A 17,604-nucleotide genomic window follows, 5' to 3' on the forward strand; every position below is an offset into this window, starting at 1 on the left:
TTATTCTTACCTAGATTTTTATTAACGTTATTGAGCGACTGCAGCAGCCACAAGTGGAAAATCTTTCGCATCATCATGCAAGGGTTCGACCTGATGCTGTAATAAGGCCATGAACTCCTGCTTGAGCGCATTTGCCTGAGCACGGCTCAAACACTTCTCGTCACCCACATAATAGAAGCGCATCTCGCCGTTGAGCGCATAAGCCACCAGGCCGAGCAATCTGAAGTTGAAGGAATGAACATACAAGCGAAGATCCTTCAAACGAAATGGGGCATCGCTGTCGTTCACTACAACGTTACCAAGATTGGATAGCGCAAGGCGGTTCCAGCTGCCATTCACATGTAGTGCATCGCCCAGTCGAACCATCGTCTGGATTCGGCCGTTCGACACGGGCCGAAGCAGTTCATTGAAATAATAACGACCGGGAATATCGAGCATTTCCTGGTCAACCATTCGGCGAATAGCTTCGTTGACCGCACGTCCTCTTGCCCAGAACCCTTCCTCCAGAGCCTGTCCGGTGCGCATCTTCAGGCTTCCGCCGCCGAAGAACAACATATCGCTCTTTAGAGCAGCCAGGCGCCCCCGCCGAGCGTCCATAGGGCTTTCGATCCACCCTGGTAATTTTTTCTTTCCTAATATCTTGAATAAGGATCGGTCTAATGCAACAACCAACGCGGCATGGACAGACACACCTTCCGCCTTACACCTAAGCTTCAATGCCTCCGTCAGAGACGAGCCGACACTCCACTCTAAAGTGTATTCGTTGTTTTCCGATGTGCTGCTCGATCCAGGAATCAGTCGCAGTGCTCCATTCAGCAGGGATGCCGCCAACTTGCGCTTCCATGGATGCTGAGGCTGATAATCGCCGATCATGACCTTGGCAGAGATTGGCTCGTAGGGAACCAATTCCTCGTCACTGTGGAGCGCCCGCAAAACCTCTCTCACGATCGTGAGCATACTCATGCCATCGCAGATGCGGTGCGAGGTCACGAGCAACAGATCGCTCTCGAACTCAGACTGCAGCCAAACCGCACGCAACAGGGGTTGATCTTCAACAAAAACCTTCCTCAACTCCGCGTAGCTCTCGCGTTGGTAATCGTCCTCAGCCATGCGTGGAACAATGCGAAGCGGAACATCGGGCGCGCAACCTTCTTCGTAGTACAGGCCATCCCGCTCTTTGCGAATCAGCATGCGTAGCGCGGGATGTTTGCGCTGCACGCGCGAGAGTGCGGAGCGAAGCCGATCCTCCTGAAAGCTGCCCTCCAGGCGGACCATGTAGACGATATTGCCATCGATCATGCACTCGATAGCAGAGAGTTTTCGCTTCATGCGTCTTCTCTCCTTACTGCCACGGACGAACCGCCGCTGGAAGGAAGATCTTTGCGACTTGAGCTGGTACAGAAGGCCGCTATACGCGGATGCCGCTGATCGAACGGACCGAGCCGCCCGAAGACCCCATCCAGATAGCCGCAAAGAATCGCTGTGACTTTTTTGAACTTCTGTGGCTCGTATTGCAGCACGCGCAGCACTTGAAGAAAGGCCAACAGTGTACTCACCCACTGCGGACCCCATTGTTTCCGATGGATATACAGGCAATGTACGGCGTTGCGCGCGCCATAGTAGCGCCGTACTGCCGCATGGTTGGTCGTATACGTCTTGCCATGCCGCTCGATCTTCCCGGTCGTCTGCCGCATCGTCACTGCGGCATTCATATATACCGGTATGTTCTGGCCCACTGCACGCAGGCTGTATTCAATATCGATGTACTCAATAAAATAGTCTTCCCGGAAAGGGCCGAGCTTGCGGTAAGCAGCAGCGGAGATAGCTGAACCGGAAGAGATGATGCATAGCGAGGGAAACATCCCCTCGACCTGATCATCGATGCGGACTCGTTTGGGAAGGTGCTTATCTCGCTGGAAGACCGGCATGCATCGCTGCAGATTGACCTCATAGATCTTCGGACCGACCAGAAATTCTTCTGTACCCAGGTCATTGCAGGCCCGCATCATCTCTTCAAAGAACGAAGCGTCGATATCTGAATCCTGATCCAGAAGAAAGATCACCTCGACATGTTTGGCGAGTAAAGCCTCAGCTCCCTTGTTGTAGGCCCCGGCAAGTCCACCTTCATTGCGATTGAAGATAACCTGCATGCCCTGCTCTCGCAGCGCTTCATGCAACTGCACATCTGCCTCGGGGGAGTTATCGACCGCGACCAGGTTTGGACAGGCGGCACGTGCCTTGGAAAGGTTGGCCAGGAACTCCTCGGTAGGGTGATAAAGCACAAAGATCAGGCCGAAGTTTTTCATGCCGCTTCCACCTGTATTGCTGACACCTCGCTGGAGGGCTTTGATCCGTTTCGTGCGGGGACTGTCATAGCGGCGTGCAGTATCTGCATTGCCCGTTGCTCAATACGCCGTGCCTTTTCATAAGGCAGTGAACCTTCATCGGAGATGATGGCCAACTCCATCTGGCCGGCAAAACTCGAGAGGACCACAGTGTTAGCCGGGGTGGGCGAAACCATGACCAGAGGGCTATAGACCGACTCCAGGCGAAAATTCCGATATTGTTGCGGTAGATCTATGCGCCCCATATTCGACAGCGTGACGTGACGAACCGCAGGGGCACTCTCGGTGTCGGCCACCATGCTGGGGTACTTATCATGCATGCGCTCCAGAGTGAGCAAAGTACTATACAGGCCGCTCCCCAGACGATCTATCCGTACCGTCATGTCAGCCTTGATCGCCCGTGCGCGTGCCCAAAAGGTGTCGACCGCCATGTCCAGAGGGGGAGGAACATCTTTCATGAGTAGAGGGATACCGGGCACAAGCCCAAACATCGCATCCGTGCGTAGCTGTGGCAAGAACCGGCGCGCGTTCACCATCGTATAGGTCTTGTTCAAAGCCAGAACCCCGCACACATCTCGGAAAGCCTGCATGAAGGCCATGCTCACTGCAGCGAGGACGGTAACGCCCTCTGCGCTGCAACGCGAGGTGAGGCCCTGTGTCTCCGAATGGTCGAGATGCCAACGATGAAAGTACATCTGCTCGGGAGTGATATGCGGGCCGGCCGGCTTACTGCGGCCAAACTTTTTAAGGAAAGAGAGCATCCTGAATAAAACGACCTTCCGGCGCACCTGACGTTCAAAATGCCGATCCTGCAACAGGGCTGCTGGAACAATATCTTCAACCGAGCCAAGCTCATCGTACGTGCCTAGATCCTGCTCCGGCTGGTCGTAAACGCTCAATAATTCCCGCAAAAGATTGATGCCCGTATGGCCATCGCAAATGCAGTGATGAGCAAACATAATGAGATCGCTGACCTCACTGGAGCGCAACCATACGAACCGCACCAATGGTCCGCGTTGTGTGCTGAATGGAGTCACCCATTCACGCCGCACCTCGGTTTGCCAATCGTCGTCACCATGGCGTTCTATCGTGCGCAAGGAGATCGGAGAAGGTTGCTCCTGCAGCACAAAACGTGGGCCGCCGGCCATTTCTTCGACGGTACAACGCAGCAGTGGATGCTTGCTTTGTACACGAGCCAGCGCCTGATGCAGCCGAGCCTCTTCCAATCTGCCAACTAATTTGAGGATGAAAACGCTGGTAAACGGTGTATCTCCCTCTCGATACATCGTTCGTTCCAGTAGCAACATCGGCCGCGACCGTTGACTCACTTGCCTCGGAGGCACTTCCGCAGTCTCAGCCGGAAGGGTTTCATGGACATCGAGCGTCACGAGACCTCCCCATGCACCATGGATGGAACATCGGCCGATACTACTGCCGGAGTCTCCTGCTTGCCCGCGTTGAGCGCCAGAGTTTCCAGGACTTGTTGTTGGATCTGCAAAGCCTGAGAATACGGCAACGAAGACTCATCCGATGAAAGGGAAAAGCGGAATTGCCCAGCAAAGCTGTAAATCGCAACCAGGTTGGCAGGAGTTGGCGACATCATTCCTGAGATGTCACAGATATCCTGCAGACGAAAATTGCTATAGCTTTGGTCCAACCCCAGTTTTCCTACATAACTCAACGAAACCTGGAATCCCGCGCGTTTGGCTTGTGCCCGAGCGAACATTTGATCGTACACACCATGCAAATGTTCCATCCCTAAGAACAAGGTGTAGACACTGGACTCCAACCGATCGATCTTGTTGGTCATATCTGCCTTGAGAGCGCGCGCAAGCGTCCAGAAATCAGAGGTGATCGGATCCACATCTCGTAGGTCCTGCAACGACAACCGAATAGTCGGCGCAACTGCAAACAGGCTGTCGGGTCGCATATTCAACAAATAACGCCGGAAGTCTACAGGTGCTTCGAACTTTTCAATCCTCTTCGGCCCACAGACTTTCTGGAACGCCTGGATAAACGCCAGGCTGAGTGCGGCGAAAACATTGACGCCTTCCTTCTTGCAGCGCGCGATAAACAACTGCGAGGTCGGCTCATCGAGTCTCCAGATATTTCGGTAAACCTCGCCGTACGTCCATCTCCGTCCACTGCGCACAAACCGCAGCGAAAGCTTGAATAGCGCAACTTTCCAGCGAATTTGGCGCTGAATACGTTTGTCCGACAGCACTTTGGCGGGGAAAACCTCTTCGATGGCATTGAGGCTAGTAGGAACGCCAATGTCGGCATCGGGTTGGTCACACAACAGAAGAAGTTCTTTCAGCAGCAGAAGAAGAGAGAGACCATCGCAGATAGCGTGGCTGCAAACGAGCAGCAACTCATTTTCCAAATCACTGCGCAGCCAGATCAACTTGGCCAACGGTTGCTTGGTGCCGTCAAACCGCTGCAAAGACTCCTGCGTGGAGACATCGAACCAATCCTCATCACTCTGCCGCTCGACGATCCGCAACGGAATCGGAGGCGGCTGCTCCTGCACGATGAAGTAAGGACGGCCTTTTTCTTGCACGATCAGACAACGCAGTATTCCATGCTTGGCCTGCACTTGTGCCAATGCATGTTTCAAGTTCTCTTCTGTGAGGCGGCCCCAGATACGAGCCGTCACCATCACACTGACGTGGAGGTCCCCCTCCAGATACATCGCGCGTTCGAACAACGCCATGGGTCGTTTCATCACGGCCTTCCCATCGAGCTCGTTACGAACTCTTTGGCCAAAGGATCAGGAGTAATGACTGGGAGCAGATTCCATTCGCGGAGGTAACGCAAAGCTTCTCCAATTCCATCCTCTGCGCGCACTGCACGTCCTAACTCTGCCGCCTTTTGCACCATCGACGGCTGCTGAGTAGCCACCAACGCCGACGCCAATTCCTGGGCCGTCATGAGCTTACGATTCAAGGCGGGCGGCGCAACTCCCAGGCTGTTGAGACGACCTGCCCAGAATGGTTGATCGCCAAAGAACGGCACGATGACCGAGGGAATTCCCGCACGCGCAGCGGCGGCGGTGGTGCCAGCTCCTCCATGATGAACCGCGGCGGACATGAGCGGAAAGAGCCGGTCGTGGGGCGCATGACGCAGAAAGAATATCTGATCGTCCTGTGGTCCTTCTTCGCCATCCAGTCCACCCCAGCCAGTAGCAAGAACCGCGCGCAGACCGCTTATCTTCACCGCGTCCAGCACCGTCCGCGTAAACGCCTCTGCATTGCTGCTTACCATGCTCCCAAAACCGATATAGACCGGCTTTGGCCCTGCCTCAAGAAATTGACTCAAGGCCTCCGAGGGTTCCCATTCACTCTGGTCCAAAAACCAGTACCCGCTGACCTGTGAGTTTTCCGTCCAGTCTACTGGTCGCGGCAGAACATGCTGGCTGTATCCATTGACGATCTTCGCCCTATGTAGATCGCGGAAATAAGGGCCGTACCACGGATACAAGGGCAATCCGAGTTGTGGCCGAACAATCTCATTGATCGCAGGCCCCATCACCTTCCACAACAGAATGAAGAGCAGGTAATGAGCTCCAAGGCTGGCTACGCCCGGGATCTTCTTCTGCGAACTGATCAACATAATCGGCGGCAATATCTTCGATAATGTGCAGGGTTGCAGTCGAGCGATGGCGAACGGAATCCCCTGGGATTCGGATAATGCCTTGGCCAGCAAAATGCTATTGCTGACGCCAATCAACAGCCCTGCCCCTTCACTTGCAGCCAATCCCTCACGCACCCAGTTAACGGCCCAGCTTGCATAGCGCTCGCGAAAGATGCGAACCATGGCACGAACGTTCATGCCTTTGTCACCGATCGAGCGATCAGAATCCAGCATGGCCTGGAAGTCCGCAGTGAGCGGGAAAAATTCCAACCCAGCCTCGCGTACCAGTTCCGCGAAATTTTCACTGGTAGCCATGCGCACCGGATAGCCCGCACGCTGAAGTCCTTGACCCAGGGCCACACAAGGACGAATATCTCCTTGCGTTCCGATAGCAAAGATCACGATAGGTTTGGGCGTGTTTGTCGAGATCTCAGACATAAGATGGAGTCGTTTCTTCCATTCCTTTGTGGGCTATTGATGAATTTCTTGTCAGCGGCCGATCGTTCGAGAACGCGAGATGGCGCTGCAGAACCCTTCCGATCTGAGCGGCTGGCCCTGGCTCTAATACCAGTTCGTGATGGCAGGCAAGTTCGTGGACTTCAATCCTGCCTTCAAAGAACGGACGCCACGCCAACGGGTTGCGATTGATGATGTTATCCAGGTCACCTGTAATCTCTGTGGCGTGGAAATAGACCAGGCTAAGATCAACGGTCCGCGGCACATATTGGCGTGCCAATTTCAAATTATTGAATACGACTTCGGATAGATGCCGGATGAACTCCGGATTGTTCTTCATGACTCCCTTTGCCACTTTCATGATCCCCTGCGTTAGAGGAATCGAATTGGCGTTATCGGGATGCAGTAAAAACTCACCCAGCTCCTTCAATGTTTGCGGAACCACCTTGTCACCGAGATCAATATCGAGAAAACTCAGCGCTGCCTGAACTTCCTCACCTCCCGTCAGCGGACGAGAGGGACCTCCTACTGTGAACAGGTGACTGTCAATCATCACCAGCAACTCCACCTGCAGCCCCTGCTTCTGCATCTGCGCTGCGATCGCATGGCAGATCAACCCACCCAGCGAACGGCCAACCAACCGATAGGGCCCCTCCGGCTGGATGCGTCGGATCTGAGCCAGATAATCGGACGCCATCTCTTCAATACTTGACGGCAGACTCGTCTCACCGAGCAGACCGCGCGACTGCAGCCCATAGACAGGGATTGTCGGATCCAGGTGCCGCAACAAACCGGAGAAGCCGAGGCTGATGCCTGATATGGGGTGAACGCAAAATAGTGGTAGCTGGGCGTGTTTGGCTTCCTTACGCAACGGCAACACGATACCCAGAGTTTCAGAGCTCTCACTGCTGAGACGATCGACCAGTGTCGCCAGGTGCGCGACAGTAGGAGCTTCGAACAAACTGCCCAATGGCAGCTCCATATCGAAGTACGTGGGGAAATGGGCAATCATTTCGGCCGCGTTCAGTGAATCGCCACCAAGGTTGAAGAAATTATCGTGCAACCCCACACGATCGACCTTCAAAATGTGTTGCCATAATACGGCTAGCTTCTTTTCCGTTGGAGAGACCGGCTCGACATAAATATCCCGCCGTGTTTCTTCGATGGCCGGCAATGCCTTGCGATCGAGCTTGCCGTTCGGCGTCAGAGGCATGGCATCGAGCAGCATAAAGTTAGTGGGGATCATATAGCTGGGCAAGCGGCCGGTCAGAAACATACCCAATGTTTCGATATCGATGAAGCTTTGATCCGTCGCCACTACGTATCCAGCCAGCGATGTCGCGCCCTTCCCATTATGTTGCGCGACAACAGCAGCTTCTGCGACCGATTCGTGCTGTAGAAGAAGACTCTCGACCTCTCCTAACTCGACACGATGACCGTTTATCTTTACCTGATCGTCCGCGCGCCCGATAAATTCCAGCAACCCATTGTTTACCCAGCGCACAAGATCGCCCGTGCGATACATGCGGCTACCGTCATGGACGAAAGGATTCGGGAGGAAGCGCTCCTCTGTCAGAGTTGGCCGGCGCAAATATCCTTTAGCCACACCTGCGCCACCGATATACAGCTCGCCGATCGCACCCGTAAAGACCGGCTGGCGCTCTTCGTCCAAAACGTAAAGCTGAGTATTCAGGATAGGACGGCCAATCGGTGGTATGGCCGCCTCGCTCTTGCTTAATTCGAACGCTGTCGACCAGATCGTCGTCTCAGTTGGACCATAGAACTGGGTAACCCGCGCCGCCATGTTCTTAAGTTGTTCAGCTAACTCGGCGTTCAGAGCCTCGCCGCCAACCATTACATGCACTTTGTCGAGCCTTACCTCAGGAGAACTCAGAAGGATACGCCACAACGAAGGTGTGGCCTGCATATGCGTCGCACCGCTATACCGGATCAACTTCGCTAACGACGGTGGGTTGTGAGCGGCTTCGCCACTGGCCATTACAACGCGCGCTCCAACCATCAAGGGGAGATACAACTCCAGGCCAGCGATATCGAAGATAACAGTGGTTATCGCGAGAAAACGGTCCCCTGCTGTCAACTTCAACTGACGCTGCATCCCCTCTAAAAAGTTGCCAAGGTTGTAGTGGGTAATCTCTACGCCCTTGGGACGTCCCGTCGATCCAGAGGTATAGAGCACATAGACAGCGCCTTCCGGCGTACTAAGATCCAACTCCTGGTCGATACCGCTCAGAGACGCATCGATATGCTCGGGTTGCAACAGCCTCAGACCAAAGCGAGAGAAACTTACGCTCATCTGCCGCTCTACGATCAGTGCGATCGGTGCAGCATCTTCCAGAACCAATGCTGTCCGTTCTATGGGACTATCCAGGTCGATTGGAAGATAGGCGGCGCCGGTCCGCATGATGGCTAATAACGTTACGAGCAATTGCTCGCTGCGCGGCAAGGCCACGGCAACGATATCGCCTGGCTTCACCCCATTGGCACGCAGTTGATGGGCCTGCCGCAGGCTGCGATCATGCAGCTGCCGATAGCTGACGGTAGTGTTCTCAAACACCACAGCCGGAGCATCCGGGGTCATCTTCGCCCGTTGAGCGACGAGCGTCGGCAGACTGATGTGCGTTAGCGTTTCAGCAGTGTCATTCCAGCCAAGCAATAAGCGTTGCCGCTCCTCAGGGCCCATGATGTCCAACCGCTGCAGGGGGGTAGTGGGGTTGGCCAGCACTTGCTCAATCAGGCATGTCAACCTGCGTCGGTGTTCGTCCAGCTCTGTCGCACTGTACAAAGTTGGGTTGGCATCAAGATCAAATCGCAAACCGCTGTCGGTGCCGCGGTCATAGACGAACACCATTAAATCTTCCGCGGAACTATTCGAAAGATTCTGTAACTCGGTCTCCGCTCCATCAAAATCAAAGCGATAGTCAAACGGTTCGATGTTTACGTTGAGCCATGCAATGTTCTGATCCCGGCCCACCAGTCCGAGGTCCCGGCGTAAGTTTTCGTAGCGATATTGTTGATGGCGCAGGGCTTGTCGCACCGTTCGAGATATCTGTGCGACCAGGTCTAAAGCCGTCATCTCCGGGGCGAACGATGCGCGGATCGGTATGATGTTCGCGGATACGGAAACAGAGTTGCGCAGTGCAGAATTGAGCCGTCCGGACACCGGCATGCCGAAGACCAGGTCGCTGACGCCACTGGCACGCTGATAGTACGCGGCAACCAGGCTGATCAGCACCTGAGGCAAACTAGCGCCAATACTCTTGCCGAGATCAGTAAGCTGCCTGGCGATCTCAGCGGAAAGATGGCCGGAACTCCGCAGCAGCTTGCTAGTCAGACCATGCCGCTGGCGACTGCTCGAGAGCGTGATCGCCTCGGGCATGTTGGCCAGTTGTTGATGCCAGTACTCGCGATCGCGCTGAAAACGGTTCGAGCTTTGGAAATCGCTTTCAGCCTTAACCAACATCTCAACGGAACAAAAGTTATTCGGCGTTGGCTCGTCGCCTTGTACATAGGCCGTATATACCTCTGCGAGACGCTTGGCGATCAACCCGCCCCCATAACCGTCTTCAACGATATGGTGGGCACGGTGATACCAGAAATAGCGGTCGTCTGCAGCCTTTAGCAGTGCACACGTCCACAGACGGTCATTGATCAGATCGACCGGCTGAGCCAGTTCGTCCATCATCCACGCCTGAATCGCGGACTGCGGGTCTGCTTCGGAACTCATATCGATATAGGGGAAATCGCAATCGAAGCCCGACTGGACGACTTGCTGAGGTTTTCCGTCCTCTTCCACGATACGAATACGGAGTTCCTCGGCCTCGGCTACCACCTGACGCAGCGCCCGCTGAAAGATCTCCGGGTTGATCGGACCGCGAATCTCGACCGCCTCAGCAAGATTCATGTTGGCAGTCGGTGCAATCTTCTGGCCGAAATAGAAACCACGCTGGGCAGCGGTCAACGGATATACAGTACGTTCAATCATCGACCTACACCCATACCCGTCAGCCGATTTAAGACTACTAAACTAAGCAACTCACTCCCTTTCGAGCCGCCAATTGCCATGGGCTCCGGGGCGAGGTCGCCGCCAAATAGAGAGTATGTATCCAGCGCTTCCATTGCCGCAAAATATCGACTTGATGTCGAGATAGCCCCTTCGATCCCTGCCGCACCACAGGGAATTGACTTGCCTGAAGAACTGCCCTCGTTAAGCGTGGCAGACGCATTTGGTACGTGACCCAAGACAATGTCCCGTTGCAGCTGGAAAGCGGTATTCATTTGCTGCCCCCTGAAGCCAACAACTTTGAGCTGGCACGAAGATCGACCGACCTGGATCATCTCGTGTGGATAAGGTAATCGAACCGGCACAAAGTCCAGATCGATACAAAACCAGCAAGTTTTGTTACCGTTACCAAAAACGTAACCAATGGTTATATCAGCTATACTCAAGATATTGGCACGAATCCACTAAACTCGCAAATGGTTGTACGTTCTATTAGCAAATTTACTGATTGCAAACTAGGAACCTCAGAGCTTGCTGGCGTACGGCGGTGCGACTGAAAAGGCAACTGCCACAGTTGCACTCGTAGGTGCAGGTTTACACACTCACGTTCAACCCTTTTTCTAGATGACCTGAGACTGGCTTTCAACAAACCAAAAACGGCCATTATTTATCCAGCTAGCCAATAGAATGCCTATGCATGAGGCACGCCCGCGACTGCTATACGCTTGTGAGCAGATATCTCTTTGCAATGCATTACAGAGCGTGTTAAACGCTAAGATTGCAATAAGTACTATTACCCGGTTGGTTCGTCCTGGTATTGAATTATGTAAACTTAACGCAACCGGCAACCTGGAAAATATGAGCAGGAAAACATATCGTGGCATCATCAAAACAAGAGACGACCAACTCCGATATCTTCAAATTATTGATACCTGCAGACAATAACTATTTACAGAATGTGACATTATCGTTTTCCCGTTGAAAACGATGGATCAAAAGATTCCTTCTCGCAACCGTGGTGTTACTCGAGCAGTAGAAGCTCTCCGAGTTTGAGATAAATTTTCCGTATATTTTTGTAATAATCGGTTTGTGTTTTTGTGCAAAGAAATGGGTTTAGTTGAATATATTTCTGCTCTCTTCCAATAGAGCGAAATATGGCGTACATCCAACTCGACGATATCGATGCGTGGCTTCATGGCAGACGAGGTCCTTGACCCTGCTTGCGAATGAATCTCGATATACAGCGCCACCCCCTCAGCAGCCTCATTTAGGATACGCCAACAATTCCGGCATTTCTCATGGGCAGGTACCGAGGTAGATTCTCGCCTAGCGGGAAGTTTATAAGCACGCTTCCCTGACGAAAGCTTCAAAGTCTGAGGGGGGCAAGCGATCAAGGCTAGATATCGCCGCCATATGTGAGAGCATGACCGGAAAAATGAGCGCCCCTGGGTCCGGTGTGGCGCTGAGGACTCATTTCTATGACCCATCTGGAGCCACTATTTGATATACCGTGGCTGACGGTACGGCAATGAACAACCATCCCCCTGGGCGGTCGTCCGCTGGATATCCCAAACCGAACTTCGAACTCGATTTAGAAGCGTCGACACACCTTATGCGGATATCTGTGCTGAATTGGGCGGCATCGCTGAGAGAGCTGTCTCCAGGTTCACCAACGCGCTATCAGGCACCTCTGGAATTCCACCCCATCGCAAGATTGTTGACGCTGAGCATGATGTTGCCAGGACCGCTTCCCTTCCGTCGCCTCTCTTGCGACTTATCGATGTCAGTTGTACCTCATATGGTTAGCTTTGCTGCTCGGGGAGATTAGGCCTGCGCCCTGGCTCCCGATTGCCCTCCGTGGAACGGCACATAACAAACGTTCACCGACGCAATTACCTAAGCACTTGAATTGCAGCAGCGGCCACTCCAAACGATGAGAATACCTGTGACCAGTCAATAAGATCACGCATACCAGAGGGTTTTATAGGTTTCTCGGGCATAACCACCGTATCTCCGGGGTAGATGGCTGCCGATTCCAGGTGCTCACTCCAAAGCCCCCCACTTTGATAGTTGCTATATACCGAACCATCTGCGCGGATAATGAATGCATTTTTCTTGTCTGCAATTCGGTTAGGTTTACCAGCCAGCTGGAGGTAATCACGAACATGATACTTGCTGTCGTAAAGGAATACATTCTGCCCGTACACCGCGCCTACTACGCTAACGATAATTGGCTTAGACGGCACGCGAAACGTATCTCCATCCTCAAGCGGGATCGCAGGAATCGACGCTTCGCCAAAACTGTCGGGCTTGAACTGCAGAACTACACGACCTGTTGCGCGGAGACTCCGCATTTGATTCAATATCCCACGTTGCTGTGCAAACGGATCGACATTGGCTACAGTTGGGGTTGTAGTGGACATGGAGTAGGTAATAGAAGAGCGCTCCAAACTTGCCGAAAGCGAAGAAATATATTCATTTAATCTTTGCTGCTGAAGCACGCGCGCTGTTTCACGTGTAAATGAAGCACCGTAAAGGTAGGCTTTATCCGTCAGCCCTCCTGCCCGCCTGACGACATCCGCTAGAGTTTGGCCGGGCTCCACGCTGTACACGCCGGAGTTTGCAAACTCCCCTTCAAGCCGGACATACTTCGTCTTCTCGTCCTGCCGAACAAGAATATCGTTTTGCGACAGGATCGTTACGATATCTCCAGCCTGAAGCGCGATATCTTGGCTTGGATCGTGGCCATCCACTAGCTTAGCCAGGTCAAAAGGAACAAGAGAGTTGCGTAAAGTCTTCGCGTCCATCCGTTGAATGACCGCATAGGACCAGTCAATCTCAGGAACCTCTACTTTGATCTCGGTCTTGCGTCGTCCATTAGGTTCGAGGTTTTGCGTGGACGTCGCCTGTTGATCAGCCAGAGAGCTTTGCTCCAATCCCGGTCTTCTATTCTGCGCTGAATAATTTTGCTGGCTTGAATAGTTTTGCGGAGCTGAATCTTGCTGAGCTGAATTTTGATATTGATCTTGATACTGTGAGTCCTCTGCATCGAGAGACCCATCGTTCAACTGTCCTGCGTAGTCGCGTGTGGCCCCTTGAAGAGAAGGTGACAAGGCACTGTCAGTATTGTCTGTTTCTCCGTCGATGCTGTTCAAATTGGACTGTTCGCGTGTCCCCGGACGGCTACGATCAAGCCCCTGGTTCAGTGTTCGTCTATTTAAGAAGATCTGCTGGTTAAAGCTTGGCTCGAAAAGCGGAGTAGGAAGACCCAGACGGTTTCTTTGTCTCCAGTAGTCCTTAGTCAACAGCGATTCGCGGTCTGGAAGGATATCGCTGAGCTTCATTCCTGGGTGCCATGGGAATCGGCCCGGGTTTGCAAGGTTGCCACGGATCGTGACGGTGTTCTTGTAGCCATCGAGGATAGGATTGACGTGCACTACGTCACCATCGATGAGGTTTGTGGCGAATCCTGCGGCATCGAGTTCGATGTTCATTGCGAGCCGCTCGTGGTGCTCTTCGACGCGTTCGATCGAAATCCGAGTGTTGCCCGCAGTAGAACTCAGGCCTCCGGCCTCTTTCAGCACTTCATCAACGTTCGAACTCGGCAGAATCTCATAGATCGCAGGATGCCTGACGCTGCCGCTCACTGCCACCTGCCCGCCGACAAACGGTATGTAGATAACGTCGCCCGCCTGCAGGACGAGGTCCTTGGATCGATCGCCTTTGAGAATAAAGTCGTACAGATCGAGAGTCGCGACGGTCTGTGTGCCACGACGAAGCTGCACATTCCGCATGGAACCCTGCTGCGTCGGCCCTCCTGCAGCCAGAAGCGCGTTGAAGATGGTGGAGAGCGAGCTAACCGTGTAGCTACCTGGCGAGTACGCTTCGCCCAAAACAAAGATTTGAATAGAACGCAGCTTGCCCAAATTGACTGACAGGTCAAAGTTGCGGTAAGCGCGGCTTAATTCCTGGCGAAGATGATCCTGCAAGTCACCAAAGCGAAGCCCCGCAACGTCCACACCTCCGATATGAGGGATGTAGATGGAGCCCGAACGGTCTACTGTCAACCTTGCATTTAGAGTGTCGTGGCCCCACATCCTGACGATCACTTCATCGCCCGGCCCCAACACGTAGTCTGCCGATGCGGGAACTTGATCCACGGGTGCGAAGGTCGAAGGCGCCCTTCTGAAGAGGTCCCGCCCAAAGATCGGGAGCATTTCCCCCGTCGACTGCTGAGCCAGCTTCTGAAAGTCCGTAGGCGGCTCCGGACGCTGCAGTCTCCGTTGCTGCTGATCTGGGTTATTCGTATCAGGGAATCCGGCGCGATCTACATATACATCACGACTTGTACTGTCAGGCGTCTGCGTGCTGCGCAGTTGCTGGAGATCCGTTGACGGTATTCTCTGATTCTGACCTTGAGTCTGGGACTGACTCTGGCTCTGACTCTGGCAATTCGCACTGGGATCAGAACAATCGCTGCTCTGCTGCGAAGGCGAATAAGACTGTCCAGCGGCAGAACTCACACACAATGCGATTACTGTAACGGCAACCATCCAAACGCGGAGTTCAGATTGGTATGCAAAAATCTGCTTTTGAAGCCCATATGGGGCACAGCCAGTAACTCTTGTCTCGTTTAGATTGCCCATGATTCTCGTTGTCTTATTCTACGGCATCTTCGACGCTCATGGCGGCCGCCTCCAATAGCTCAAATACGGATGTATGATGGTCCTGTAGCGAATCAGATAGCCGAGTTTCCCAAATCAAATGGTGCGACAGGCCTAAAGCCTATGAATGAAGTTGTAGAACAAACAGGCTCCGTCAACCAGGCGGATGCCAATCGATCACCACTCCAGCCGCCTGACACTGAAATCTCCATACTGGATATTCTTGTTCTTTTGGCCAAGAACCGCTCTTTCTTATTGCGTGTTACCTGTATCTGCACTGCAGTTGCTGCCATGGTGGCTCTGTTATTGCCAGTCAACTACACAGCGATAACCAGCTTATTGCCCCCACAACAGAGCAGTTCGTTTTCCTCTACACTTCTATCTCAGCTAGGAGGCCTGGGTTCGCTCGCCGGTGCTGCCGGACTCCCAGGTCTGAAGAATCCAGCCGATCTGTATGTCGGTTTGCTGAAGAGCGAAACAGTCGAAAATGGGATGGTACAGCACTACGATTTGCAACGGGAGTACAAGGAAAAGCACCTTTCCGATGCGCGCAAAGCGCTTGAAAGCCATGTCACAATAGACAGCAGTGGAAAAGATGGATTGATCCGCATCTCGGTTAAGGATCGTTCTCCGGATCGCGCAGCAGAGCTGGCAAACGGCTATGTCGATCAATATCGAAAGCTGTCAAAATCGTTGGCCATCGGCGAAGCCTCCCAGCGAAGGCTCTTTCTGGAACACCAGCTTCAAGAGACAAAAGATAATCTCGCGAAAGCTGAGGAAGATCTAAAGCGGACCGAGCAGACGACTGGAGTGCTGCAATTGGATGCACAATCTCGCGCACTAATCGAGTCGGCCGGCTCGCTGCGCGCCCAGGTTGCGGAGAAAGAAGTTGAGGTGCAATCTATGCGCACCTACGCGGGTGAAGGAAACGTCGACCTGCAGGAAGCTGAACGGGAGCTTGCGGGCTTGCGGGAACAGCTTGCGAAGCTGGGGGGGGCCGGCGACGCCAGTGGCAACGAACTGATGCTGCCCAAAGGCAAAATCCCCGAGGCGGGGCTCGAATATGTCCGCAAGCTCAGGGATGTAAAGTACAACGAAACGATTTTTGAGATCCTGGCCCGTCAGTATGAAGCCGCCAAGCTCGATGAAGCGAAGGAAGGCGCCGTCGTACAGGTGGTCGATGTGGCCTACCCGCCAGATCGCAAATCCGATCCGTCAAAAGCATTGATCACCCTCGGAGGACTAGTGCTCGGCTTCCTTGGGGCGTTTGGGTGGATACTGATTGGGGAGACTCGAAAGTATCTACATACCGTACCTGGGTATGCCGCGAAATTGAACGCCATCACAACTCATCCAAGCCGGTCTGAGGGCAATGACTGATATTTTCGGCCTCTGCATTCGAATTTAGCGGTTCTAAAGGAGTAGGTCTTCTCCCGATCGCTTACAAAGGGAGCGTTAGGCGCAGCCTTAGGCTATAGGACCAATCTTGGCATCATGTTGTTGGCATGCCAGCAGCTCAATTCGTGGTCATTTCGAGCAAGTGCCACCTCCTTTATAGGTGCATTCACCCAGTATCTGAGGAAAAGAAAGAGATGTACGATCTGGCAGTCGCGTACCGTATTTACCCGGGAGTATCGAAGTCCCCTGCCTTCTTCTCCAATGACAAATTCCAACTTTCCAATATGTGCCTTCAGTCATTTAAAGGAGCATTGGGTTGCCTTCGTGTGAAGATCTGGGTTCTTCTGGACGGCTGCCCGCCGGCCTACGAAGACCTCTTCCGCAAGGTGTTGGAGGGCTATGATCTGGAAGTGCTGTCGCTAAACAAAGAGGGCAACCTCGCCACATTTTCACGACAGATCGACATTCTCGCGAAGCAAACAGACGCTCCGTTCGTCTATTTTTCCGAAGACGATTATTTCTACCTTCCGAATGCCTTGGAAACCATGGTCAAGTTTATGCAGGAGAACCGGGATGTTGATTTCGTCACGCCCTACGACCACCCGGACAGCTACGATACCTCCTCACGCTTTGAACGTCATCTTGTCCGGCCATTTGGTAGCCGGTACTGGCGAACCGCAAGCTCCACCTGTCTTACTTTCCTTACATCCAGAGATAACCTCATCCGCACCCAGTCGATGTTCAGAACTTACAGCCGTGGTAACTGGGACTGTCCCGTCTGGCTTTCTCTCACCCAGAAATCTGAACTTGCCAACCTGCGGGTCCACTGGAATAGTGTGTTCCGCATGGCGATTTGGGCGCAAACATGGAGATGGGGGCTCGGGTCCGTGTTGTTTCGCAGAAGACACAAGCTATGGGTTCCGTTGCCAACATTGGCAACCCACATGGAGTCCACGCGCCTGTCGCCACTGATTGACTGGCAAGCCGTCTTCGAGAATTCCCGGCATCTTTCGGAAAACGAGCAGAGTGTACTGCTCTCGAAGATCTTGCCGGTCCAATAGCGTCTGTATCGCTTGTGACAGTGCGG

The 17,604-nt window shown here is 53.4% G+C and carries 10 protein-coding genes; 2 read left to right on the top strand and 8 right to left on the bottom strand.

The window, feature by feature from the left end; all coding sequences use genetic code 11:
- Window positions 1–27 precede the first annotated feature (27 nt).
- The 8 genes from GSQ91_RS02120 to GSQ91_RS02155 all read right to left on the bottom strand — a co-directional run bounded on the left by GSQ91_RS02120 (window position 28) and on the right by GSQ91_RS02155 (window position 15,008).
- On the bottom strand, window positions 28–1,299 hold the full coding sequence (locus GSQ91_RS02120) for a condensation domain-containing protein (RefSeq protein WP_158819613.1): 1,272 nt from the start codon (window positions 1,297–1,299) through the stop codon (window positions 28–30).
- A 26-nt stretch (window positions 1,300–1,325) separates the two neighbouring features.
- The gene (locus tag GSQ91_RS02125) at window positions 1,326–2,306 is read right to left on the bottom strand and encodes a glycosyltransferase (RefSeq protein WP_158819614.1); all 981 of its coding nucleotides are present in this window, start codon (window positions 2,304–2,306) and stop codon (window positions 1,326–1,328) included.
- Window positions 2,303–3,631 (bottom strand): condensation domain-containing protein, encoded by a 1,329-nt coding sequence (locus tag GSQ91_RS02130; protein WP_158819615.1) that lies wholly within the window; start codon window positions 3,629–3,631, stop codon window positions 2,303–2,305. The genes GSQ91_RS02125 and GSQ91_RS02130 overlap by 4 nt, the downstream gene beginning before the upstream one ends.
- 98 nt (window positions 3,632–3,729) lie before the next feature.
- Window positions 3,730–5,052 (bottom strand): condensation domain-containing protein, encoded by a 1,323-nt coding sequence (locus tag GSQ91_RS02135; RefSeq protein ID WP_158819616.1) that lies wholly within the window; start codon window positions 5,050–5,052, stop codon window positions 3,730–3,732.
- Window positions 5,053–5,069: 17 nt separating this feature from the next.
- Entirely contained in the window at window positions 5,070–6,416 is a 1,347-nt protein-coding gene (locus tag GSQ91_RS02140; RefSeq protein ID WP_158819617.1) for a glycosyltransferase, read from the bottom strand.
- A complete protein-coding gene (locus GSQ91_RS02145; protein WP_158819618.1) occupies window positions 6,409–10,437 on the bottom strand; it encodes a non-ribosomal peptide synthetase in 4,029 nt (1,342 codons plus the stop codon). Before GSQ91_RS02145 ends, GSQ91_RS02140 begins: the two co-directional genes overlap by 8 nt.
- A complete protein-coding gene (locus GSQ91_RS02150; RefSeq protein ID WP_158819619.1) occupies window positions 10,434–10,901 on the bottom strand; it encodes a hypothetical protein in 468 nt (155 codons plus the stop codon). The genes GSQ91_RS02145 and GSQ91_RS02150 overlap by 4 nt, the downstream gene beginning before the upstream one ends.
- Window positions 10,902–12,347: 1,446 nt before the next feature.
- Window positions 12,348–15,008: an SLBB domain-containing protein gene (locus tag GSQ91_RS02155; protein WP_158819620.1), complete on the bottom strand. Its 2,661-nt coding sequence runs from the start codon at window positions 15,006–15,008 to the stop codon at window positions 12,348–12,350.
- A gap of 234 nt (window positions 15,009–15,242) precedes the next feature.
- Here GSQ91_RS02155 and GSQ91_RS02160 point away from each other — a divergent pair, with 234 nt between their 5' ends.
- Window positions 15,243–16,499 carry a GNVR domain-containing protein gene (locus GSQ91_RS02160; protein ID WP_158819621.1) on the top strand — a complete coding sequence of 419 codons (1,257 nt, stop codon included), beginning with the start codon at window positions 15,243–15,245 and terminating at the stop codon, window positions 16,497–16,499.
- Window positions 16,500–16,711: 212 nt separating this feature from the next.
- Complete coding sequence (locus GSQ91_RS02165) at window positions 16,712–17,578, top strand: glycosyltransferase (RefSeq protein WP_158819622.1); 867 nt, start codon at window positions 16,712–16,714, stop codon at window positions 17,576–17,578.
- The last annotated feature ends 26 nt before the right edge of the window (window positions 17,579–17,604 follow it).

Origin of the sequence: Granulicella sp. S156 (genome assembly GCF_009766105.1) — a bacterium.
Taxonomy (GTDB): domain Bacteria; phylum Acidobacteriota; class Terriglobia; order Terriglobales; family Acidobacteriaceae; genus Granulicella.